Origin of the sequence: Bacillus sp. KS1, assembly GCF_020075515.1 — a bacterium.
Classification (GTDB): Bacteria; Bacillota; Bacilli; order Bacillales; family Bacillaceae; genus Bacillus; species Bacillus velezensis.
Map to the genome: position 1 here is coordinate 401029 of NZ_JACAWW010000015.1, position 21408 is coordinate 422436.

Annotated in this window: 24 protein-coding genes; all 24 read left to right on the forward strand. The window is 45.8% G+C overall.

Features of this window, described 5'->3' with window-relative positions; genetic code table 11:
• Positions 1–11: 11 nt before the first annotated feature.
• The 24 genes from cheY (at position 12) to rseP (ending at position 21393) form a co-directional block, all read left to right on the forward strand.
• Entirely contained in the window at positions 12–374 is a 363-nt protein-coding gene (gene cheY, locus HWY38_RS09320) for a chemotaxis protein CheY (RefSeq protein ID WP_003154238.1), read from the forward strand.
• A gap of 14 nt (positions 375–388) precedes the next feature.
• Positions 389–1042 carry a flagella biosynthesis regulatory protein FliZ gene (gene fliZ, locus HWY38_RS09325; protein ID WP_003154237.1) on the forward strand — a complete coding sequence of 218 codons (654 nt, stop codon included), beginning with the start codon at positions 389–391 and terminating at the stop codon, positions 1040–1042.
• Positions 1035–1700, forward strand: coding sequence for a flagellar type III secretion system pore protein FliP (gene fliP, locus HWY38_RS09330; protein ID WP_007409786.1), 666 nt, complete (start codon positions 1035–1037; stop codon positions 1698–1700). Before fliZ ends, fliP begins: the two co-directional genes overlap by 8 nt.
• A gap of 14 nt (positions 1701–1714) precedes the next feature.
• Positions 1715–1984: a flagellar biosynthesis protein FliQ gene (gene fliQ / locus HWY38_RS09335; RefSeq protein ID WP_003154234.1), complete on the forward strand. Its 270-nt coding sequence runs from the start codon at positions 1715–1717 to the stop codon at positions 1982–1984.
• Between the two features lie 6 nt (positions 1985–1990).
• Positions 1991–2770, forward strand: a complete 780-nt coding sequence (gene fliR, locus HWY38_RS09340) for a flagellar biosynthetic protein FliR (RefSeq protein WP_224181703.1) — start codon at positions 1991–1993, stop codon at positions 2768–2770.
• On the forward strand, positions 2770–3849 hold the full coding sequence (gene flhB, locus HWY38_RS09345) for a flagellar biosynthesis protein FlhB (protein ID WP_224181803.1): 1080 nt from the start codon (positions 2770–2772) through the stop codon (positions 3847–3849). The genes fliR and flhB overlap by 1 nt, the downstream gene beginning before the upstream one ends.
• Positions 3850–3882: 33 nt before the next feature.
• Complete coding sequence (gene flhA / locus HWY38_RS09350) at positions 3883–5916, forward strand: flagellar biosynthesis protein FlhA (protein ID WP_224181704.1); 2034 nt, start codon at positions 3883–3885, stop codon at positions 5914–5916.
• A complete protein-coding gene (gene flhF, locus HWY38_RS09355; protein WP_224181705.1) occupies positions 5916–7007 on the forward strand; it encodes a flagellar biosynthesis protein FlhF in 1092 nt (363 codons plus the stop codon). Before flhA ends, flhF begins: the two co-directional genes overlap by 1 nt.
• Positions 7004–7897 (forward strand): MinD/ParA family protein, encoded by an 894-nt coding sequence (locus tag HWY38_RS09360; RefSeq protein WP_038458030.1) that lies wholly within the window; start codon positions 7004–7006, stop codon positions 7895–7897. The genes flhF and HWY38_RS09360 overlap by 4 nt, the downstream gene beginning before the upstream one ends.
• Complete coding sequence (locus HWY38_RS09365; RefSeq protein WP_007409791.1) at positions 7894–8961, forward strand: chemotaxis response regulator protein-glutamate methylesterase; 1068 nt, start codon at positions 7894–7896, stop codon at positions 8959–8961. Before HWY38_RS09360 ends, HWY38_RS09365 begins: the two co-directional genes overlap by 4 nt.
• A 5-nt stretch (positions 8962–8966) precedes the next feature.
• Positions 8967–10985 (forward strand): chemotaxis protein CheA, encoded by a 2019-nt coding sequence (gene cheA / locus HWY38_RS09370; protein WP_088462132.1) that lies wholly within the window; start codon positions 8967–8969, stop codon positions 10983–10985.
• Positions 10986–11007: 22 nt separating this feature from the next.
• Positions 11008–11481: a chemotaxis protein CheW gene (gene cheW, locus HWY38_RS09375; protein ID WP_032874920.1), complete on the forward strand. Its 474-nt coding sequence runs from the start codon at positions 11008–11010 to the stop codon at positions 11479–11481.
• Positions 11482–11496: 15 nt separating this feature from the next.
• The gene (cheC, locus tag HWY38_RS09380; protein WP_224181706.1) at positions 11497–12126 is read left to right on the forward strand and encodes a CheY-P phosphatase CheC; all 630 of its coding nucleotides are present in this window, start codon (positions 11497–11499) and stop codon (positions 12124–12126) included.
• Positions 12123–12623, forward strand: coding sequence for a chemoreceptor glutamine deamidase CheD (cheD, locus tag HWY38_RS09385; protein ID WP_003154219.1), 501 nt, complete (start codon positions 12123–12125; stop codon positions 12621–12623). The genes cheC and cheD overlap by 4 nt, the downstream gene beginning before the upstream one ends.
• Positions 12624–12649: 26 nt before the next feature.
• On the forward strand, positions 12650–13414 hold the full coding sequence (gene sigD / locus HWY38_RS09390) for an RNA polymerase sigma-28 factor SigD (RefSeq protein ID WP_003154217.1): 765 nt from the start codon (positions 12650–12652) through the stop codon (positions 13412–13414).
• A gap of 27 nt (positions 13415–13441) precedes the next feature.
• Positions 13442–13909: a DUF6115 domain-containing protein gene (locus tag HWY38_RS09395; protein WP_224181707.1), complete on the forward strand. Its 468-nt coding sequence runs from the start codon at positions 13442–13444 to the stop codon at positions 13907–13909.
• A 143-nt stretch (positions 13910–14052) separates the two neighbouring features.
• Entirely contained in the window at positions 14053–14793 is a 741-nt protein-coding gene (rpsB, locus tag HWY38_RS09400) for a 30S ribosomal protein S2 (protein WP_007611453.1), read from the forward strand.
• A gap of 99 nt (positions 14794–14892) precedes the next feature.
• Entirely contained in the window at positions 14893–15774 is an 882-nt protein-coding gene (gene tsf / locus HWY38_RS09405; protein ID WP_007611455.1) for a translation elongation factor Ts, read from the forward strand.
• Positions 15775–15919: 145 nt separating this feature from the next.
• Complete coding sequence (pyrH, locus tag HWY38_RS09410) at positions 15920–16642, forward strand: UMP kinase (protein WP_003154213.1); 723 nt, start codon at positions 15920–15922, stop codon at positions 16640–16642.
• Between the two features lie 2 nt (positions 16643–16644).
• Complete coding sequence (gene frr / locus HWY38_RS09415; protein WP_003154212.1) at positions 16645–17202, forward strand: ribosome recycling factor; 558 nt, start codon at positions 16645–16647, stop codon at positions 17200–17202.
• Positions 17203–17327: 125 nt separating this feature from the next.
• Positions 17328–18110 carry an isoprenyl transferase gene (locus HWY38_RS09420; RefSeq protein ID WP_003154211.1) on the forward strand — a complete coding sequence of 261 codons (783 nt, stop codon included), beginning with the start codon at positions 17328–17330 and terminating at the stop codon, positions 18108–18110.
• A 3-nt stretch (positions 18111–18113) separates the two neighbouring features.
• Positions 18114–18911, forward strand: a complete 798-nt coding sequence (locus HWY38_RS09425; protein WP_007409796.1) for a phosphatidate cytidylyltransferase — start codon at positions 18114–18116, stop codon at positions 18909–18911.
• 55 nt (positions 18912–18966) lie between these two features.
• Positions 18967–20118, forward strand: coding sequence for a 1-deoxy-D-xylulose-5-phosphate reductoisomerase (dxr, locus tag HWY38_RS09430; RefSeq protein ID WP_003154208.1), 1152 nt, complete (start codon positions 18967–18969; stop codon positions 20116–20118).
• A 6-nt stretch (positions 20119–20124) separates the two neighbouring features.
• Positions 20125–21393, forward strand: a complete 1269-nt coding sequence (gene rseP / locus HWY38_RS09435; RefSeq protein ID WP_007611459.1) for an RIP metalloprotease RseP — start codon at positions 20125–20127, stop codon at positions 21391–21393.
• The last annotated feature ends 15 nt before the right edge of the window (positions 21394–21408 follow it).

Below are 21408 nucleotides of genomic sequence, written 5' to 3' on the forward strand. Positions count from 1 at the left end.
AGAAACAGATTATGGCACACAGAATTTTAATTGTAGACGATGCAGCATTTATGAGAATGATGATCAAGGATATTTTAGTGAAGAACGGTTTTGATGTTGTAGCTGAAGCTTCAGACGGAGCGCAGGCAGTCGAAAAATTCAAAGAGCATTCCCCCGACCTTGTGACAATGGATATTACAATGCCTGAAATGGACGGGATTACAGCTTTAAAGGAAATTAAACAAATCGATCCGCAGGCGAAAATCATCATGTGTTCGGCTATGGGCCAGCAGTCAATGGTTATTGACGCGATTCAAGCCGGCGCAAAAGACTTTATCGTGAAACCGTTCCAAGCGGACCGCGTGCTTGAAGCCATTAATAAAACATTAAGCTAAAGGGTGTACGACTGTTGAAAAAGAGTCATGGTTTACTAGCTTTGATTTGTTGTTTCGTTTTACTCAATGTACATCCGTTCCCTGCTTTTGCGGCGGAGTCTGACAATTCCACCGTCAACGAATGGTTTGACAAACAATCAACAAACAAAACAGAGAAAAAAAGCGATACATCGAAACAAACGGCTGATCAAGAGATAGGGGATGCTTCTGCATCTTCTGTCTCCGCTTTTGATTTTGTAAAGATGATTGGGGCGTTATTATTCGTCATTCTGCTGATCTATGGATTTGTCAAACTGATGAATAGAAGAAACCGTCTGCTGAAGCCGTTTCAATATGTAGAAAATATTGGCGGAACGTCAGTCGGCCAAAACCGTTCCGTGCAGCTGATTAAAGTGGGAAACAGCGTTCTCGTAGTCGGTGTGGGCGAAACGATACAGCTTTTAAAAGAAATTGAAGATGAAAAAGAGCGCGAGGCGATTCTGAGCCAATACGAAGAGTCGATGTCTTCAAAAGTGGAATGGACCAAGCTCGTAAATCCGCGTAAGGATGGAGAAAAAAAGCCGCAAACGATGCTTCCGTCGTTTTCGAAAGCGCTGAAAGAACAGCTGAACGAGCTGAAACAAAGCCGTTCTGAAGGAAAGAAGAAAGGCCCTTATCATCATGAATGAATTTATTAATCTTTTTAATTCAAGCAGTCCGACCGAAGTCAGCTCCACTGTTAAATTACTGCTGCTATTGACTGTCTTTTCAGTGGCGCCGGGGATTCTGATTTTGATGACCTGCTTTACGAGAATCGTCATCGTTCTGTCTTTTGTAAGAACCTCACTGGCGACGCAGAACATGCCTCCCAACCAGGTTTTAATCGGCCTTGCGCTGTTCTTGACGTTTTTTATTATGGCGCCGACTTTTTCAGAGATTAATAAGGAAGCCTTAACGCCGCTGATGGACAACAAAATCAGTCTCGATGAAGCATATACAAAAGCCGAGAAGCCGATTAAAGAGTATATGAGCAAGCATACAAGGCAGAAGGATCTGGCGCTGTTTATGAACTATGCCAAAATGAAAAAACCTGAATCGATTCAGGATATTCCTTTGACGACAATGGTGCCCGCTTATGCGATATCAGAACTCAAAACCGCTTTTCAAATGGGCTTTATGATTTTTATTCCGTTTTTAATTATCGATATGGTCGTGGCGAGCGTCTTAATGTCAATGGGAATGATGATGCTACCGCCGGTTATGATCTCTCTGCCCTTTAAAATATTGCTTTTCGTTTTGGTCGATGGATGGTATTTAATCGTGAAATCTTTGCTTGACAGCTTTTAGGGTAGGTGCTAATTGTGAGTTCAGAATTTGTAATTTCCATGGCGGAAAAAGCCGTATATGTAACACTAATGATCAGCGGGCCGCTGCTTGCGATCGCGCTGATCGTCGGTTTGCTCGTCAGTATCTTTCAAGCGACAACTCAAATCCAGGAACAGACGCTTGCGTTCATTCCGAAAATCGTGGCGGTGATGCTTGGACTGATCTTTTTCGGTCCTTGGATGCTGTCGACGATTCTTTCGTTCACAACTGATCTGTTCTCTCATCTGAACCGATTTGCAGGGTAGAATCAAATGAATTCCATCATTGATTTATTTCCCGCTTTTTTATTGGTCTTTATCAGAATCTCTGCTTTTTTTGTAACGGTGCCGGTGTTCGGACATCGGAATCTGCCGGCGGTTCACAGAATCGGCTTTGCTTTTTTTCTTTCGGTGATCTGCTTCAGCACGCTGAAACATGCGCCGGACATAGAAATAGGGGAACAGTATATGCTGCTTGTCATAAAAGAGGCCGTTGTGGGCTTGAGCCTCGGGCTGATTGCTTTCATGATGATGACAGCCATTCAGATAGCGGGTTCCTTTATTGATTTTCAGATGGGCTTTTCCATCGCCAATGTCATTGATCCGCAATCAGGAACGCAAAGCCCGCTGATCGGACAATTCGTTTATACGCTGGCGCTGTTATTTATGCTCAGCGTAAACGCCCATTATCTTTTATTGGACGGGATTTATTACAGCTTTCAGTATATCCCGCTTGATCAGGCATTTCCGTCGTTTGGAAATGATCACTTTGGACTTTTTATCGCAAAAAGCTTCAATGCCATGTTCATTATCGCTTTTCAAATGTCTGCGCCGGTTGTGGCCAGTCTGTTTTTAGTTGATTTGGCGCTCGGCATTGTGGCGAGAACGGTGCCGCAGCTGAATGTTTTCGTTGTCGGGCTTCCTCTGAAAATAGCCGTGAGCTTTATTATGCTGATCGTTTGTATGTCGGTGATGTTTGTCGTCGTCCGCAACATCTTCAGCCTTACCGTTGAAACCATGCGGAATCTATTGGCATTGGTCGGTGTGACATGATGAGACTCAGACTGAATCTGCAATTCTTTGCCGGTGAAAAAACGGAGAAAGCCACTCCGAAAAAACGGAAGGATACAAGAAAGAAAGGACAGGTCGCGAAAAGTACGGATGTGAATACAGCCGTTTCTTTACTGATTATCTTTCTTTCGCTGATCGCGCTCGGTCCTTATATGCGAGACAGGCTGCTGTCCTTTATTAAAACGTTTTATACGAAAACGATATCATTACATCTGTCAGCATCTGCCGTGCATGAACTGTTCGTGGATACGGTGAAAGATATCAGCCTCATCCTCGCGCCGATTATGCTGGTCGCGCTTGTGGCAGGTGTCGTGAGCAATTACATGCAGGTGGGTTTTCTGTTTTCTGCGGAAGTCCTCAAGCCTGACTTGAATAAGCTCAGCCCGCTGAAAGGATTTAAACGGATTTACAGCATGAGGGCGATTGTTGAACTGGTCAAATCCATTTTGAAGATTACCGTGGTCGGTTTTGCCGCCTTTATGGTGCTCTGGCTTCATTATGGCGATATTCTCCGCCTTCCGCTTTTAACGCCTGCGGAAGTGCTCACTTTCGTTTCTAAGCTCACGCTTTGGATGGGGCTTGCGGGATCAGGGGCTTTAATGCTGCTGGCCGGGCTTGATTATTTATATCAGCGTTTTGACTATGAGAAAAATATCAGAATGTCAAAGCAGGATATAAAAGATGAATACAAAAAATCGGAGGGTGATCCGATTATCAAGTCCAAAATTAAGCAGAAGCAGCGGGAAATGGCGATGAGGCGGATGATGCAGGAAGTGCCGAAAGCGGATGTCATCATTACCAACCCGACCCATTATGCGATAGCTTTAAAATATGATGAAAAGAAAATGGACGCCCCTTACATTGTTGCCAAAGGGGTCGACCATCTCGCATTAAAAATCAGGCAGATCGCCAAAGAACACGATGTCATGACGATTGAAAACAGACCGCTCGCGCGTGCGTTATATGATCAGGTTGACATTGACCAGGCTGTGCCGGAAGAGTTTTTTAAAGTCATTGCGGAAATTTTGGCTTATGTATATAAAACGAAACAAAAAGTATAGTGAATTTCAGATTCAAAAGGAGAGAAAAACAGCATGTCAACAAGAGATTTATCGGTTTTAATAAGTGTTGTCCTCATTGTGGCAATGCTGGTGATTCCATTCCCTCCATGGTTGTTAAGTATTTTGATCATCATTAATATCTCTCTTGCGTTGATCGTGCTTCTCACCACAATGAATATGCAAGAACCGCTGCAATTCTCGATATTCCCGTCATTGCTGCTGTTATTGACGCTGTTTCGGCTTTCGCTCAATGTGTCGACGACACGTTCGATTCTTTCTCGCGGAGAAGGGGGAAAGGTTGTTGAGACATTCGGGAATTTCGTTGTCGGCGGAAATGTGCTGGTAGGGCTTGTTGTCTTCATTATCTTGATTATTATTCAGTTTATCGTCATTACAAAAGGCGCCGAGCGGGTATCGGAAGTGGCGGCGAGATTTACGCTCGATGCGATGCCCGGAAAGCAAATGAGTATTGACGCGGATTTAAATGCCGGCATGATTACGGAGCAGGATGCAAAGCACAGACGTGAAAAAGTCGCCCGGGAAGCGGATTTTTACGGCGCCATGGACGGTGCGAGCAAATTCGTCAAAGGGGATGCCATCGCGGGGATCATCATCGTGATGATCAATATTATTTTCGGAATCGTAATCGGCATGCTGCAGCAGGGGATGAGCATACAAGAAGCTGCGTCTCACTTTACAATGCTGACGGTCGGTGACGGTATCGTTTCTCAAATGCCGGCCTTGCTCATTTCAACGGCTACGGGGATTGTCGTGACGAGAGCGGCATCTGAAGGAAACCTCGGTCATGATATTACAGGCCAGCTGTTTGCTTATCCGAAGCTCTTGTATGTAGCCGCGGGAACTGTACTTTTGCTCGGTCTTCTTACACCGATCGGCATTCTGCTGACGGGGCCGATCGCCGGTCTGCTTGCATTCGGCGCTTACATGCTGTCCAAAGCGGATAAGCCGAGCGAAGAAGAGGAAGAAATTCTTGAAGAAGAGGCTCAGGCGGATGAACTGAAAAGCCCGGAAAGCGTTGTGCAGCTTTTACATATTGATCCGATTGAATTTGAGTTCGGATACGGACTCGTGCCGCTTGCAGACGCGGGGCAGGGCGGTGATCTTCTTGACCGCATCGTCATGATCAGACGTCAGCTTGCGCTTGAATTGGGACTTGTCATTCCGGTTGTGCGCATCAGGGATAACATCGCGCTCCAGCCGAATGAATACAGATTGAAAATTAAAGGCAATGAAGTCGCTAAAGGAGAGCTCCTGCTGGATCATTACTTAGCGATGTCACCCACGCCTGAAGATGACTTCATTGAAGGAATTGAAACGATTGAACCGTCGTTCGGACTTCCCGCAAAATGGATCAGCGAAGCTGCAAAAGATGAAGCGGACATGCTGGGGTATACAGTTGTTGATCCGGCGTCAGTCGTATCTACGCATATTACAGAAAAAATTAAACAGCATGCCCATGAACTGGTCGGCAGACAGGAAACAAAGCAGCTGATCGATCATCTGAAGGAAAATTATCCTGTGCTTGTTGAGGAAGTCACGCCAAACCCTCTTTCTGTCGGCGATATTCAAAAGGTGCTTGCCAAATTGCTGAGAGAAAAAGTTTCAATCAGAAACTTGGTGACCATTTTTGAAACTCTTGCCGATTACGGAAGATTAACGACAGATTCAGATCTTTTGACAGAATACGCGAGACAGTCGCTTGCCAAACAAATCACGGCACAATATGCGAGAGAGCATGAAACGCTGAAGGTCATCACATGCTCAGGCCGGGTGGAAAAAGCGATTGCAGACGGGGTACAGCAGACTGAACAGGGCAATTACCTGTCACTCGACCCTGAGGTTTCAGACAGCATCATCCGTTCTGTCGCTAAAGAAGCCGAGCAGCTTTCCATCCGACAGGAGTCGGCGATTCTTCTTTGCTCGCCTGCTGTCAGAATGTATGTTAAACAGCTGTTAGAACGCTATTTCCCTGATCTTCCGGTTCTTTCTTATAATGAGCTGGAAGCAAATGTTGAAGTACAGAGCATTGGAGTGGTGGATATTTAATGAAAATAAAAAAATTTACAGCCGCTTCAATGCAGGATGCCGCGAAGCAAATCAAAAAGGAACTCGGCAATGATGCCGTTATTTTACATTCCAAACAAGTAAAGAAACGAAAATGGCTGGGGCTGCGGTCGCAGCAGGCCGTCGAAGTGATAGCGGTTTTAGATCGTGACGTCAGGGAAGCGAGAAAAACGCCGCCGGCTGCCGCTGAAGAAATGAAAAAGACGGAAACGGCGGAGAAAGCTGAGCCTGTTCAGCCGCCGCGTCTTCCGGCTCAAAGCATTTCCGGCGAACTGGCGCATTTTAAAGAAGTGCTCCCTGAACCATTAAAAAAAGCCGAGAGACTATTGAAGCAAGCCGGGCTTCCTGATCATACGCAAAACGCCGTACTCAGTGAATTGCTCCGTTCTTCAATTGTTTCCGGAGATTTAACTGAAGATAATGTCAGCTCAAAACTGCAGGATTTGTTAGTGAAAAAACTCCCTTCGGCAGACAGGTGGCAGGAAGGGATTCAATCAAAATACGTCGTGCTTTTCGGTTCAACCGGGGCCGGCAAAACGACTACACTTGCGAAACTCGCGGCCTCATCAATGCTGACAGAGCATAAAAAAATTGCCTTTATGACGACGGATACTTACCGGATTGCCGCGGTCGAGCAGCTGAAGACATATGCGGAGCTGCTTCAGGCTCCTCTTGAAGTATGCTATTCAAAGGAAGAATGTCTGAAGGCACTGGAAAAATTCGCTGAATATGACCACGTTTTCATTGATACAGCCGGTAGAAACTTTAAAGAAGAGCAGTATATTACGGAATTACAAGAGATGATTCCGTTTGAATCAGGCTTACAATCCTTTCTCGTATTATCGGGATCTGCAAAATATGAAGATATGAAACAGGTGCTGAAACAGTTTTCAGGTGTGCCGGTCAATCAATTCATTTTCACGAAAACGGATGAAACCGCCTCACTCGGCTCCGTGTTTCAAGTGCTGTCGGAATCAAGAATCGGCGCCGCCTATTTGACAAATGGACAGGATGTGCCTGAAGACATCCTATCGGCTTCACCAAAAGAGTTTGTAAGGATGCTTTTGACATGAAACCCGATCAGGCAGAGTCATTAAGAAAGAAAATGAGAGAGCGGCAAATGATCAAGCCGGAGCTTTATGAGAAAAAAGCGAAGACATTAGCCGTCATCAGCGGTAAAGGCGGCGTCGGAAAATCTAATTTAACATTAAACATGGCAGTTGCCCTGCAGGAAAAAGGAAAAAAAGCACTCATCATTGATCTTGACATCGGAATGGGCAACATTGATGTGCTGATCGGCGCTGCTTCTTCCCGCACCATTATTGATGTGATGGAGAATCGGCACGCGTTGGCGCAATCACTTTCCTCCGGTCCGAAAGGCCTTCGCTACATATCCGGCGGAACGGGGCTTGAGGCGATCTATCAAGCAGACGGAGAGAAGTGGACGGCTTTTATGAATGGTCTTTCCGCTGTATTAAGCGATTTTGATTACGTTCTGTTTGATATGGGAGCGGGACTTTCAAAAGAACAGCTGCCGTTTATTTTATCGGCGGAAGACATTCTCGCCGTGACAACGCCTGAGCCGACGGCCATTATGGATGCCTACAGCGCGATCAAACATCTTTTGCTCGCGGATGAACGGCTGACCGTAAACATTGCCGTCAATCGCGCCCGCGCCCAAAAACAGGCGCTGGACACGTACAACCGCCTTTCTCATGCGATTCACACGTTTTTAGGCGCAGGGGTGCGTTTCGCCGGCTCCATACCCGATGACCCGCTAGTAAGTCAAGCTGTCATTGACCAGGTGCCTTTTTTAATAAAAAGTCCTCAAGCAAAAGCCAGCAGGTCCGTCCGTCTTCTGACGGATGTCTTGTTTCAAACGGAAGAAAACAAACCAAGAGAAGAGAAACCGGCATTTATTGAGAGATTATCTTCTTTTTTATTGAGGAGGACTTTACAGTGATTCGTGTGCTTGTCGTTGATGACTCAGCTTTTATGAGAAAAATGATTACCGATTTTCTGGCTGCGGAAGTGCAGATAGAAGTCATCGGGACAGCCAGAAACGGGGAAGAGGCGCTGAAGAAAATAGAGCTTCTTAAACCGGATGTTGTCACGCTTGATATTGAAATGCCGGTCATGAACGGAACGGATACATTGCGGAAGATCATCAGCATATATAAACTTCCCGTAATCATGGTATCGAGCCAGACACAGCAAGGGAAGGACCGAACGATCAACTGTCTGGAAATGGGCGCTTTTGATTTTATCACCAAGCCTTCCGGAGCGATTTCACTTGATCTTTATAAAATTAAAGAGCAGCTGATTGAGAGGGTGATTGCAGCCGGGCTGTCCCGCGCACAAAAACCTGAGGCGGCAGTGAAAGAGTCTTCTATCCCGGAACGTCCGGCTTTGGCGGGATTTGAAAGACCGAAAGCAAAATCCGCCAAGCAGGCCGTATTCATCGCGACCTCTACAGGCGGACCGCGGGCTCTGCAGAAGGTGATTCCGAAACTGCCGAAGGATTTAAAGGCGCCTGTATTTGTCGTTCAGCACATGCCTGAAGGCTTCACCGCTTCACTTGCAGACAGACTCAACCATTTGTCAGATATTCAGGTCAAAGAAGCGGAAAACGGTGAAGAAGCGAAAGACGGATGGGTGTACATCGCACCCGGCGGAAAAAATATGACGGTTGCAGAGGAAGGCGGAAGGCTCCGCATCATTCTTGACGTTCATGATACGGAAAGCCGGCATAAACCGTCAGCCGATTATTTGTTTCGGTCGGCAAGCCGCTTATCCGATTACGAAAAGGTAGCCGTCATTATGACAGGCATGGGCAGCGACGGAACCGAGGGCGTAAAAGAAATGCTCAGAACAGGCGGCGTTAAAACGATTGCGGAATCGGACGAATCCTGTGTTGTGTTCGGAATGCCGAAGTCAGCGATAAAGGCGGGCCTCATTCATGAGATTAAACATGTGGAAGATATCGCTGCATCCATCACCGGATGTGTGAAAAAAGAGAGGGTGTGAATCAATTGGATATGAATCAATATTTAGATGTCTTTATTGATGAAAGTAAAGAGCACTTACAGACATGTAACGAAAAGCTGCTGCTGTTGGAAAAAGATCCGGCAGACCTTCAGCTTGTGCATGACATCTTCAGAGCTGCCCATACGCTGAAAGGCATGAGCGCAACGATGGGATATACAGATCTGGCGCATTTAACCCACCTGATGGAAAATGTGCTGGACGCTATCCGCAATGGAGAAATGCCCGTTACATCGGATTGGCTGGACGTGCTGTTTGAAGCGCTTGATCATCTTGAAGAGATGGTGCAGTCCATTATTGACGGTGGAGACGGCAAACGTGATATTTCTGAAGTGAGTGCGAAGCTCGACGTAAATGCGGTGCATGAGACTGCGGCTTCAGCCGAAACAGCAGAACCGCCGGCTTCAAAACAACAGGCTTCAACTGAATGGAATTATGATGAGTTCGAACGGACTGTTATTGAAGAGGCGGAAGAGCAAGGATTCAGCCGCTATGAAATAACGGTTTCCCTGAATGAAAGCTGTATGCTCAAAGCCGTGCGCGTGTACATGATATTTGAAAAGCTGAATGAAGCCGGGGAAGTCGCAAAAACGATACCCGCCGCGGAAGTGCTTGAGACGGAAGATTTCGGAACGGATTTTCAGGTGTGTTTCTTGACAAAGCAGCCTGCTGAAGAAATTAAAGAACTCATCAGCGGCATTTCAGAAGTGGAGAATGTCGAAATTTCTGCCGGTGCGCCGTTAAAAACGGCCGAAAAACCGCAAGCGGCTGAACCGGTGAAGGAAACTCCGGTTAAAAAGGCTGAAAAACAGCCTAAGCCGCAAGCGAAAACGGAAGAACAGCCGAAGCATCACAGCGGCTCGAAAACGATTCGCGTCAACATTGAAAGACTGGATTCTTCAATGAACCTTTTTGAAGAACTTGTCATTGACCGCGGACGTCTTGAGCAGATCGCCAAGGAGCTTGACCACAATGAGCTGACTGAAACCGTTGAACGCCTGACCAGAATCTCGGGCGACCTTCAGTCTATTATTCTTAATATGCGGATGGTGCCGGTAGAAACCGTCTTTAACCGTTTTCCGAGAATGATCCGCCAGCTTCAAAAGGAATTAAACAAGAAGATCGAATTGTCCATCATCGGAGCTGAAACGGAGCTGGACCGCACGGTGATTGATGAAATCGGCGATCCGCTTGTCCATTTAATCAGAAACAGCATCGATCACGGCATTGAATCGCCTGAAGTGCGGGTGAATAAAGGAAAACCGGAATCTGGCCATGTCGTGCTTAAGGCATATCACAGCGGCAACCACGTCTTTATTGAGGTTGAAGATGATGGGGCCGGCCTGAACAGAAAGAAAATTCTTGAAAAAGCGCTCGAGCGGAGTGTAATCACCGAACGTGATGCTGAAACGCTTGAAGATAATGAGATTTACGAGCTTATTTTTGCTCCGGGCTTCTCGACTGCCGATCAAATTTCTGACATTTCAGGGCGGGGCGTCGGCCTGGATGTCGTAAAAAATAAACTCGAATCACTCGGCGGCTCTGTCAGTGTCAAATCCGCGGAAGGCCAAGGTTCTCTTTTCAGTATCCAGCTTCCGCTGACACTTTCAATTATATCCGTTCTTCTCATTAAACTGGAAGAAGAGACGTTTGCGATACCGATTTCTTCTATTATAGAGACGGCTGTTATTGATAAGAAAGATATCCTGCAGACGCATGACAGAGAAGTGATTGATTTCAGAGGCCAAATCGTTCCGATCGTCTATCTGAAAAAAGAATTCGGCATTACGGATTCAAAACAGGATGCCGATCAGTTCCATGTAATCGTCGTGAAAAAGGGCGATAAATCCACTGCTTTTGTCGTGGACTCTTTTATCGGACAGCAGGAAGTCGTACTGAAATCACTCGGCGACTATTTAACGAACGTCTTTGCGATTTCCGGCGCTACGATTCTCGGAAACGGAGAAGTGGCGCTGATTATTGATTGCAATGCGCTGATCTACTAAAACGACACGAGGAGGTGCCCGCATGACTGCTGAAATCAAAACAGGTGAAAAAATGATTGTGTTTATGATAAACGGGAAAGAATACGCTATCTCAGTTTCCCAGGTGAAATCAATTGAAAAGTGGCAAAAACCGACGAGGATCCCGGGTGTGGAATCTTATATCCGCGGCGTTATCAATCTGCGCGGAGTGATTACCCCGGTTCTTGATTTAAGAAAACGTCTGAATCAGCCTGAACAGGACATCACAGAAGAGACTCGAATTATCATCATTTCTTACCGTGACGCTGATGTCGGATGGGTCGTGGATGAGGCCAATGACGTCATCACCGTGCATGAAAATGAAATCGAATCCGCGCCTGAAAGCCAGACAAAGGAAACGGATGTGTGGATTAAACAGATCGTTAAGCAAGATAACAGGCTCCTCAATATTATCGATGCGCATGCGGTGCTGGATAAAGGTGCTTCGGCATCTGCGTCCGGAGAGCCTAATGCTTAAAGGGGAAAAGACAACATGAGTAAGTTTGAAGCGATCAAAGAAGAGCAGATGGATATTTTGCGGGAAGTCGGAAATATCGGGGCGGGTCACTCGGCTTCTGCAATGGCTCAGCTGCTGAACAGAAAGATAGACATGGAAGTGCCGTTTGCGACTTTATTGACATTTGATGAGCTCGCTGATTTTTTCGGCGGGGCTGAAACGCCGGTCGCCAGTATCTTTTTAAGAATGGAAGGCGACATGACCGGCTCTATCTTTCTCATCATGCCTTTCCTTCAGGCGGAACAGTTTATCAGAGAGCTGATCGGAAATCCGGATTTTGATATTGACCAGCTAGGCGAAGATCATTTGAGTTCTTCTGCTTTACATGAGTTCGGCAATATTTTAGCAGGTTCCTATTTAACGGCATTGGCTGATTTGACAAAGCTTGAGATTTACCCGAGCGTGCCGGAAATCTCACTTGATATGTTCGGCGCGGTTATCAGTGAAGGGCTGATGGAGCTCAGCCAAGTCGGAGAGCATGCCATTGTCGTGGATACTTCTATTTTTGACCAGGGCAGCCGGCAGGAGCTCAAAGCTCACATGTTTATGCTCCCGGACTATGATTCTTTTGAAAAGCTCTTCGTCTCATTGGGTGCGGCTTTATGAGCCGTGCGGAAGCCGCAGTCGTTAAAGTGGGGATTGCGGATGTCCAAGTCGCGCGTTACCCGGATAAAATCCGAACCTCGGGACTCGGTTCATGCGTGGGGCTGGTTTTATACGATAAAGACAAACAAACGGCAGGACTCGTTCACGTCATGCTGCCGGACTCCGGTTTATCAAAAACAGCGGAGCTCAACCGTGCAAAATACGCGGACACCGCCGTTAAGATGACGATCGATATGCTTTTGAAAGCCGGCTGCCGCAAGTTTGCCCTGAAGGCAAAACTCGCCGGGGGAGCGGAGATGTTTAAGTTTAAAATGACGAACGACCTGATGAAAATCGGTCCGAGGAATGTAGCGGCCATCAAAGAGCAGCTTTCATTGTATAACATTCCGGTCATCAGTGAAGATACGGGCGGCTCAAGCGGCCGGACGATTGAATTTGAGCCAAAGTCCTGCATGCTGCACATTCGAACTGTTAAACAAGGTGAAACAACGATTTAATAAAGGTATGAGGTAGGGGGATAACAATGCAATCCTTGAATTATGAAGATCAGGTGCTTTGGTCGCGCTGGAAAGAGTGGAAAGATCCTAAAGCCGGTGATGATTTAATGCGCCGTTACATGCCGCTTGTCACATATCATGTCGGCAGAATTTCCGTCGGACTGCCGAAATCGGTGCATAAAGACGATCTAATGAGCCTTGGTATGCTTGGTTTATACGATGCCCTAGAAAAATTTGACCCCGGCCGGGATTTAAAATTTGATACCTATGCCTCGTTTAGAATTCGCGGTGCAATTATCGACGGGCTGCGTAAAGAAGATTGGCTGCCCAGAACTTCACGGGAGAAGACAAAAAAAGTCGAAGCGGCAATCGAAAAACTTGAACAGCGCTACCTTCGGAATGTGACGCCTTCAGAGATCGCAGAAGAGCTGGGGATGACGGAGCAGGACGTAGTATCAACGATGAATGAAGGGTTTTTTGCCAATCTCTTATCCATTGATGAAAAGCTTCACGACCAGGATGACGGTGAGAATATTCAAGTGATGATCAGAGATGACAAAAATGTGCCGCCGGAAGAAAAAATCATGAAGGACGAGCTGATCGCTCAGCTTGCGGGCAAAATTCACGAGCTCTCTGAAAAAGAGCAGCTTGTCGTCAGTTTATTCTATAAAGAAGAACTGACTTTGACCGAAATCGGACAAGTCCTGAACCTTTCGACGTCGCGGATTTCACAGATTCATTCAAAGGCGCTGTTTAAATTAAAGCACCTGCTTGAAAAAGTAATTCAATAATGAACTCATGGTTAGCGAGTGAAAAACATGTCAACACTATTATGGCTTTTAAGCTTTGTGCTTCACGGCGTACTGCTTTATGCCGTCATTATTCTGTACACGAGGTTTTCAGCCCTCAAGGAGACGGAGCGCCAGCAGAAGAAGATTCTTGAAGAGACGGAAAACACCCTTGCAGCGTTTCTGCTTGAGCTGAAAGAAGAAAATGAAAGACTCGAAGACGCAAAAAGCCGTCAAGCGCCGGCCGCAGAAGACGCCGCCCCCCGGCCGGAACCGAAAGAAGAGCCTGATATTCCGGACCACATGGAAAAGCTCATCAGTGCAACGGAACGGGCTGAAAGTGACGAAAACAGCGGCGCGCATTCGTTTGAAGAACGTGTTTCAGAATTATATGAACAAGGGCTCACCCCCGCGGAAATCGCCAAACGGATGCAGAGCGGAAAGACAGAAATCGAGCTGTTTTTAAAATTTCGCGGCAAAGCTGTAAAGGATTCTTGATTGTCGCATAAAGCTGTGTTATATTATGTCTTGGTGTTAAATACACACGCTTAACGATTTATGCAGAGGGTGCTGCAAACGGCAGTTCTGCACAAAAATGACCTAAGCGGAGGAAAAAAACCATTTTATTAGGAGGAAATCACATGTCAGTTATTTCTATGAAACAATTGCTTGAAGCTGGTGTTCACTTCGGCCACCAAACACGCCGCTGGAACCCAAAAATGAAGCGTTACATTTTCACGGAGCGTAACGGAATCTACATCATTGACCTTCAAAAAACAGTGAAAAAAGTAGAGGAAGCTTACAACTTCACGAAAAACCTTGCTGCTGAAGGCGGAAAAATCCTTTTCGTCGGCACAAAAAAACAAGCTCAGGATTCTGTTAAAGAAGAAGCTGTACGCTCTGGCATGTACTATGTCAACCAACGCTGGTTGGGCGGTACACTGACAAACTTCGAAACAATCCAAAAACGCATTAAGCGTCTGAAAGACATCGAGAAAATGCAAGAAAACGGTACATTTGAAGTACTTCCGAAAAAAGAAGTTGTTCAATTGAAAAAAGAATTAGAGCGTCTTGAAAAATTCCTCGGCGGAATTAAAGACATGAAGGATCTTCCTGATGCATTATTCATCATCGATCCTCGCAAAGAGCGCATCGCTGTTGCGGAAGCTCACAAATTGAACATTCCTATCATCGGAATCGTAGATACAAACTGTGATCCTGATGAAATTGATGTCGTAATCCCTGCAAACGATGACGCAATCCGCGCTGTTAAACTTCTTACTTCTAAAATGGCAGATGCTATTCTTGAAGCGAAGCAAGGCGAAGAAGAAGCGGAAGCTGCTGAAGAGACTGCACCTGAAACAGAAACGACAACTGCGTAACCTAATCAAAAGGTGATAAGAGGGACTGCCTTTTATCACCTTTTTTCAAGAAAAATGTATCTATACATATCTTGTTTACACATATAAGGAGGAATTCAAATGGCTATTACTGCACAGCAGGTAAAAGAACTGCGTCAAAAAACAGGCGCTGGTATGATGGACTGTAAAAAAGCATTGACTGAAACTGACGGAGATATGGACAAAGCAATCGACCTTCTGAGAGAAAAAGGAATTGCGAAAGCGGCTAAAAAAGCTGACCGTATCGCTGCTGAAGGTTCTACTCTTATTAAAACTGACGGCAACAAAGGCGTTATCTTAGAAGTAAACTCTGAAACTGATTTCGTTGCGAAAAACGAAGGCTTCAAAGAGCTTCTGAACACGCTTGCTGACCACCTTCTTGCAAACGCTCCTGCTGATCTTGAAGAAGCAATGGGTCAAAAGATGGAAAACGGTTCTACTGTTGAAGAATACATCACAAGCAACGTTGCTAAAATCGGAGAGAAAATCACTCTTCGCCGTTTTGCTGTTATTTCAAAAGAAGACAGCGAAGCGTTCGGTGCTTACCTTCACATGGGAGGCCGCATCGGCGTATTATCCGTTCTTAGCGGAACAACTGACGAAGATCTTGCAAAAGACATCGCGATGCATGTTGCAGCGGTAAATCCTCGTTACATTTCCCGCGACCAAGTGTCTGAAGAAGAAGCAAACCATGAGCGTCAGATTCTGACTCAGCAAGCTCTTCAAGAAGGCAAACCGGAAAACATCGTAGCTAAAATGGTTGAAGGCCGTCTGAACAAATTCTTCGAAGAAATTTGCTTATTAGACCAAGCTTTCGTTAAAAACCCAGACGAAAAAGTGAAACAAGTTGTGGCTGCGAAAAACGCATCTGTTAAAACTTACGTCCGCTACGAAGTTGGAGAAGGTATTGAAAAACGCCAAGAAAACTTTGCTGAAGAAGTTATGAACCAAGTGAAAAAATAATGGCGGAAAGCCTTGGCGAATCTTTCGCGGCTTTTCAGGCAGTATAGGGGACACTACTTGTGTTCCCTATTTTTAAAACTATATTTACAAACCTTTTTTTCTCTTGCATAATAGGAAACGGCAATGTTTACACTTGGAGGTTATTATGGAAAAACCAAAATACAATCGTATCGTTTTAAAGCTTAGCGGAGAAGCATTGGCAGGAGAGCAGGGAAACGGCATTAATCCGACTGTCATCCAATCCATCGCTAAACAGGTAAAAGAAATCGCTGAGCTTGACGTCGAAGTGGCCGTAGTCGTAGGCGGCGGCAACTTATGGCGCGGAAAAACGGGCAGTGACTTAGGAATGGACCGTGCGACGGCCGATTATATGGGCATGCTTGCTACTGTCATGAACTCACTTGCCCTGCAGGACAGCCTGGAAACGCTCGGAATTCAGTCCAGAGTGCAGACATCAATTGAAATGCGTCAGGTCGCTGAGCCTTACATCAGAAGAAAAGCCATCCGCCACCTGGAGAAAAAACGCGTTGTTATTTTTGCCGCGGGAACAGGAAACCCTTATTTCTCTACGGACACAACCGCAGCGCTGCGTGCCGCTGAAATCGAAGCGGACGTGATCTTAATGGCGAAAAATAATGTCGATGGTGTGTATAATGCTGATCCGAGAAAAGATGAGTCAGCCGTTAAATACGAAAAATTATCTTATCTCGATGTGTTAAAAGACGGGCTGGAAGTCATGGATTCTACGGCTTCTTCACTATGTATGGATAATGATATTCCGCTGATCGTCTTTTCTATTATGGAAGAAGGAAATATTAAGCGTGCCGTAATCGGCGAATCAATCGGAACGATCGTAAGGGGGAAATAACGTTGTCAAACGAAGTATTAACACAAACAAAAGAACGCATGGAAAAAGCGGTTGCCGCTTATTCACGTGAATTGGCGTCAGTCCGCGCAGGACGTGCCAACCCATCTCTATTGGATAAAGTGACAGTAGAATACTACGGTGCCCAAACACCTTTAAACCAGCTGTCTTCCATCAATGTGCCTGAAGCGCGTATGCTTGTTGTCACACCGTATGACAAAACGGCAATCGGCGATATTGAAAAAGCAATCCTGAAAGCTGATCTTGGCGTAACGCCGACAAGTGACGGCACAATTATCCGCATCGCGATCCCGGCTCTGACGGAAGAAAGACGTAAAGAACTTGTCAAAGTCGTGAAAAAATACGCGGAAGAAGCGAAAGTAGCAGTCCGTAATGTCCGCCGTGACAGCAACGACGACCTCAAAAAACTTGAGAAAAACGGGGACATTACAGAAGACGAGCTTCGTGCTTCCAGTGAAGACGTTCAAAAGCTGACAGATGAATATGTGTCAAAAATTGACAGCGTCACGAAAGACAAAGAAAAAGAAATCATGGAAGTTTAATGAAAAACTATGTACAATAGATAATGTGAAAAGACCCTCTCATGTTTACAGGGGGTTTTTTTGTTAATACTGTTGATTACATTGATCATCAGCAACGCAACCTTTTTGGGTGACGGAGGAATCTCATGCTCAACATACTCAAAAATTGGAAGAATCAGCAGAATGCGGCTTCCAACTTAGAACGGTATACAAAAGAAGACATACTGAAGGGTGAAATTCCCGCACACATTGCCATTATTATGGACGGAAACGGACGCTGGGCGAAGAAGCGCTCACTCCCGCGGATTGCCGGACATCATGAAGGAATGAAAGTGGTAAAAAGGGTGACAAAGCTCGCAAATCAGCTCGGCGTTAAAGTTCTGACTCTTTATGCGTTTTCAACGGAGAATTGGAAGCGACCGAAGATGGAAGTCGACTTTTTGATGAAGCTTCCGGAAGAGTTCCTGAATACGTATCTTCCTGAATTGATAGAGGAAAATGTACAGGTGAAAATTATCGGAGATGAATCCGCGCTCCCTTCTCATACGTACAGGGCGATTGAGAAGGCCGTAAAAGATACAGAACAAAATGACGGGCTGATTCTCAATTTCGCTTTGAACTACGGCGGACGCACGGAAATCGTCAATGCGGCAAAAGCATTGGCCGAACAGGTGAAAAGCGGCACGCTGAATATCGAAGACATTGATGAAGCGCTCTTTTCCGGGCATTTAATGACAGAATCAATCCAGGACCCGGAGCTGCTCATCAGAACGAGCGGAGAAATCAGACTGAGCAACTTTATGCTTTGGCAGGTGGCTTACAGTGAATTTGTTTTTACAGATGTCCTGTGGCCCGATTTTAAAGAAGATCACTTTCTGCAGGCAGTGGGAGAATTTCAGCAGCGGGGCCGGAGGTTTGGCGGAATTTAGAGGATGGTGGAAATGAAACAAAGATTGTTAACAGGTGTTCTGGCAGCGGCACTATTTTTATTTTTGGTTATTTTCGGAGGATTGCCGTTCACCGTATTTGTTTACGTGATGGGAAGTATAGCGCTTTTTGAGCTTTTGCGGATGAAAAAGCTCAGATTTTTTTCTTTTCCGGGTCTGATCAGCCTCTTGTTGTTATGGCTGTATATGATGCCGGACAAATATCATTTTTTCGATGCGAAAATGGAAGTAACGATTTTCGCCGTATTGATTCTGCTCAGCTATACGGTGCTTGTGAAAAACACCTTTACGTTTGACGAAGTCGGGTTTATCGTTCTCGCGACGGTATATATCGGACTGTGTTTTCATTATTTTATTGAAATCAGAAACATTGAAACAAACGGGCTTTTGTATATCTTTTATGCCTGCGTTGTCATATGGTCAACGGACTCAGGCGCATATTTCGTCGGAAAGTCGCTCGGGAAGCGGAAGCTGTGGCCCGAAATCAGTCCCAACAAAACAGTGGAAGGGTTTCTCGGCGGTATTGTCATCGCCCTTATTTTTACGGCTGTTTTTCAGCTGTTTGCTCACCTTCCGATTTCATATCCGGTTCTTTTGGTCATCACGCTTGTTCTGTCTGTGTTCGGACAGATCGGGGATTTGGTTGAATCAGCGCTTAAGCGGCACTATGATGTGAAGGATTCGGGGAAAATCCTTCCCGGGCACGGCGGCATTTTAGACCGATTTGACAGCTTTTTGTTTGTCATGCCGTTCTTATACTTTCTGCTTGCGCTTTTTTCATGAGAAAGGCTAATATGAAAATAAGACCGATCTGGACGCATAGAATGGGAGTGGCATTTTGAAGAATATTTGTCTTTTAGGAGCAACAGGATCAATCGGGGAGCAGACGTTAGACGTATTGCGCATGCATCAAGATCAGTTCCGTCTCGTCTCGATGACTTTCGGTAAAAACGCCGAGAAAGCGATCCCGTTGATCAGAACGTTTCAGCCGAAATATGTAGCAGTCGGCGACATGGATACATATCAAAAAGTGAAAGAAGCGTCTTTTTCGCATGAATGTCAAATCGGCATCGGAGAAGAAGGCCTGATTGAAGCGGCAGTCATGGACGAAGTGGATATCGTGGTCAATGCGCTGCTTGGAAGCGTCGGTTTAATCCCGACTTTGAAAGCGATTGAACAGAAAAAAACAATTGCGCTTGCAAATAAGGAAACTCTCGTCACTGCCGGGCATATAGTGAAAGGACACGCAAAACGATACGGTGTTCCTCTTCTTCCGGTTGACAGCGAACATTCCGCTATTTTTCAGGCGCTGCAAGGCGAACAGAGCAAAAATATCGAGCGCCTGATCATTACGGCATCCGGCGGCAGTTTCAGAGATAAAACGCGGCAGGAGCTTGAGTCTGTAACGATTGCCGACGCCCTTAATCACCCGAACTGGTCGATGGGTGCAAAGATTACGATTGACTCGGCTACAATGATGAATAAAGGGCTTGAAGTCATTGAAGCGCATTGGCTTTTTGACATTCCGTATGAACAGATTGACGTTGTATTACATAAAGAGAGCATCATTCATTCGATGGTTGAATTTCACGACAGAAGCGTCATCGCCCAGCTCGGAAATCCGGACATGAGGGTGCCGATTCAATACGCGCTGACATATCCGGACCGGCTGCCTCTGCCTGAAACAAAAAGGCTTGAATTATGGGAGATCGGAAGCCTTCATTTTGCTAAAGCTGACTTTGAAAGGTTCCGCTGCTTACAATTTGCCTTTGAATCAGGTAAAATAGGGGGAACGATGCCGACGGTTTTAAATGCGGCCAACGAAGAAGCCGTTGCCGCTTTTCTTGCCGGACGGATTTCATTCTTATCGATTGAGGACCTGATTGAAAAAGCATTGGACCGCCACAGCGTAATTCAGGATCCGAGTCTTGCGGATATCCAAGAAGTGGACAAAGACACCCGGGGATACGTTAATTCAATACTCACATAAGGTGGTATGTTCGTGAATACAGTTATCGCGTTTATTATTATTTTCGGAACGCTCGTTTTTTTCCATGAGCTCGGGCATTTATTGCTCGCCCAAAGAGCGGGAATCCTTTGCCGTGAATTTGCGATCGGCTTCGGCCCTAAAATCTTTTCATTTAAAAAGAATGAAACCGTGTATACGATCAGACTCCTTCCGGTCGGAGGGTTCGTCCGCATGGCCGGTGAAGACCCGGAGATGATCGAAGTCAAACCCGGTTATACCGTCGGGCTTCTTTTTAATAAAGATGACGAAGTGGAAAAAGTCATCATTAATCAAAAGGAAAAATATCCCGACGCTTTAATTATCGAGGTGGAGACGGCTGATCTTGAGCACGAAATGAAGATTACCGGGTACGAGCAGGGGAAAGAAGATGAACTGGCGGGCTTTACTGTCAGTCAGACCTCTTTTTTTATCGTAGACGGAGAAGAAGTGCAGATTGCGCCTTACAATCGACAATTCGGGTCTAAACCCGTATGGAAGCGGATTAAGGCGATTGCTGCCGGTCCGATTATGAACTTCATCTTAGCGTATGTCATTCTCGTCATGCTCGGATTCATTCAAGGCGTGCCTTCAAATCAGCCTGAGCTCGGGAAGCTGACAGACAATGGACGCGCAGCTGCTGCCGGTTTAAAAGAAGGCGACTATATCCAGAGCATTAACGGTGAAAAAATGAGGTCATGGACCGACATCGTGACAGCGGTAAAAGAAAATCCCGGGAAAAAAATCGATGTCGCCGTCAAACGGGATGGCAAATCGTTTCATATCTCGGTTACACCTGAAGCTGTAAAAGATGAAAATAAAAAAACAATCGGCCGCTTCGGCTCTTATGCGCCGACTGAAAAAGGCGCGCTTGCAGCGATTGCTTACGGCGCGACATCTACCGTTGATGTCACAAAAGCGATCCTGACCAATCTGAGCAAACTTGTGACAGGCCAGTTTAAGCTTGATATGCTTTCGGGTCCTGTCGGCATTTATGATATGACGGATCAAGTTGCAAAAACCGGTATTATCAACCTATTCCAGTTTGCGGCGTTTTTAAGCATCAACCTGGGAATCGTCAACCTGCTGCCGATACCGGCGCTTGACGGCGGACGGCTGCTGTTTTTATTCATAGAAGCAATCCGCGGCAAGCCGATTAACCGTGACAAGGAAGCATTTGTCGTATTTATCGGCGTAGCTTTCTTAATGCTTCTTATGCTGGTTGTCACATGGAACGATATCCAGCGTTTATTCTTATAATTGACTAGTAAAAAA

Bases quoted from the DNA above. Each gene is read 5' to 3' on its own strand.
- cheY (WP_003154238.1), top strand. From the start codon at position 12: ATGGCACACAGAATTTTAATTGTAGACGATGCAGCATTTATGAGAATG.
- HWY38_RS09360 (WP_038458030.1), top strand. From the start codon at position 7,004: ATGAAACCCGATCAGGCAGAGTCATTAAGAAAGAAAATGAGAGAGCGG.
- tsf (WP_007611455.1), top strand. From the start codon at position 14,893: ATGGCTATTACTGCACAGCAGGTAAAAGAACTGCGTCAAAAAACAGGC.
- HWY38_RS09395 (WP_224181707.1), top strand. From the start codon at position 13,442: ATGTCAACACTATTATGGCTTTTAAGCTTTGTGCTTCACGGCGTACTG.
- fliR (WP_224181703.1), top strand. From the start codon at position 1,991: ATGAATTCCATCATTGATTTATTTCCCGCTTTTTTATTGGTCTTTATC.
- rseP (WP_007611459.1), top strand. From the start codon at position 20,125: ATGTTCGTGAATACAGTTATCGCGTTTATTATTATTTTCGGAACGCTC.
- pyrH (WP_003154213.1), top strand. From the start codon at position 15,920: ATGGAAAAACCAAAATACAATCGTATCGTTTTAAAGCTTAGCGGAGAA.
- cheC (WP_224181706.1), top strand. From the start codon at position 11,497: ATGAGTAAGTTTGAAGCGATCAAAGAAGAGCAGATGGATATTTTGCGG.
- flhF (WP_224181705.1), top strand. From the start codon at position 5,916: ATGAAAATAAAAAAATTTACAGCCGCTTCAATGCAGGATGCCGCGAAG.
- HWY38_RS09425 (WP_007409796.1), top strand. From the start codon at position 18,114: ATGGTGGAAATGAAACAAAGATTGTTAACAGGTGTTCTGGCAGCGGCA.
- flhA (WP_224181704.1), top strand. From the start codon at position 3,883: ATGTCAACAAGAGATTTATCGGTTTTAATAAGTGTTGTCCTCATTGTG.
- fliP (WP_007409786.1), top strand. From the start codon at position 1,035: ATGAATGAATTTATTAATCTTTTTAATTCAAGCAGTCCGACCGAAGTC.
- rpsB (WP_007611453.1), top strand. From the start codon at position 14,053: ATGTCAGTTATTTCTATGAAACAATTGCTTGAAGCTGGTGTTCACTTC.
- cheW (WP_032874920.1), top strand. From the start codon at position 11,008: ATGACTGCTGAAATCAAAACAGGTGAAAAAATGATTGTGTTTATGATA.
- HWY38_RS09420 (WP_003154211.1), top strand. From the start codon at position 17,328: ATGCTCAACATACTCAAAAATTGGAAGAATCAGCAGAATGCGGCTTCC.
- sigD (WP_003154217.1), top strand. From the start codon at position 12,650: ATGCAATCCTTGAATTATGAAGATCAGGTGCTTTGGTCGCGCTGGAAA.
- flhB (WP_224181803.1), top strand. From the start codon at position 2,770: ATGAGACTCAGACTGAATCTGCAATTCTTTGCCGGTGAAAAAACGGAG.
- cheD (WP_003154219.1), top strand. From the start codon at position 12,123: ATGAGCCGTGCGGAAGCCGCAGTCGTTAAAGTGGGGATTGCGGATGTC.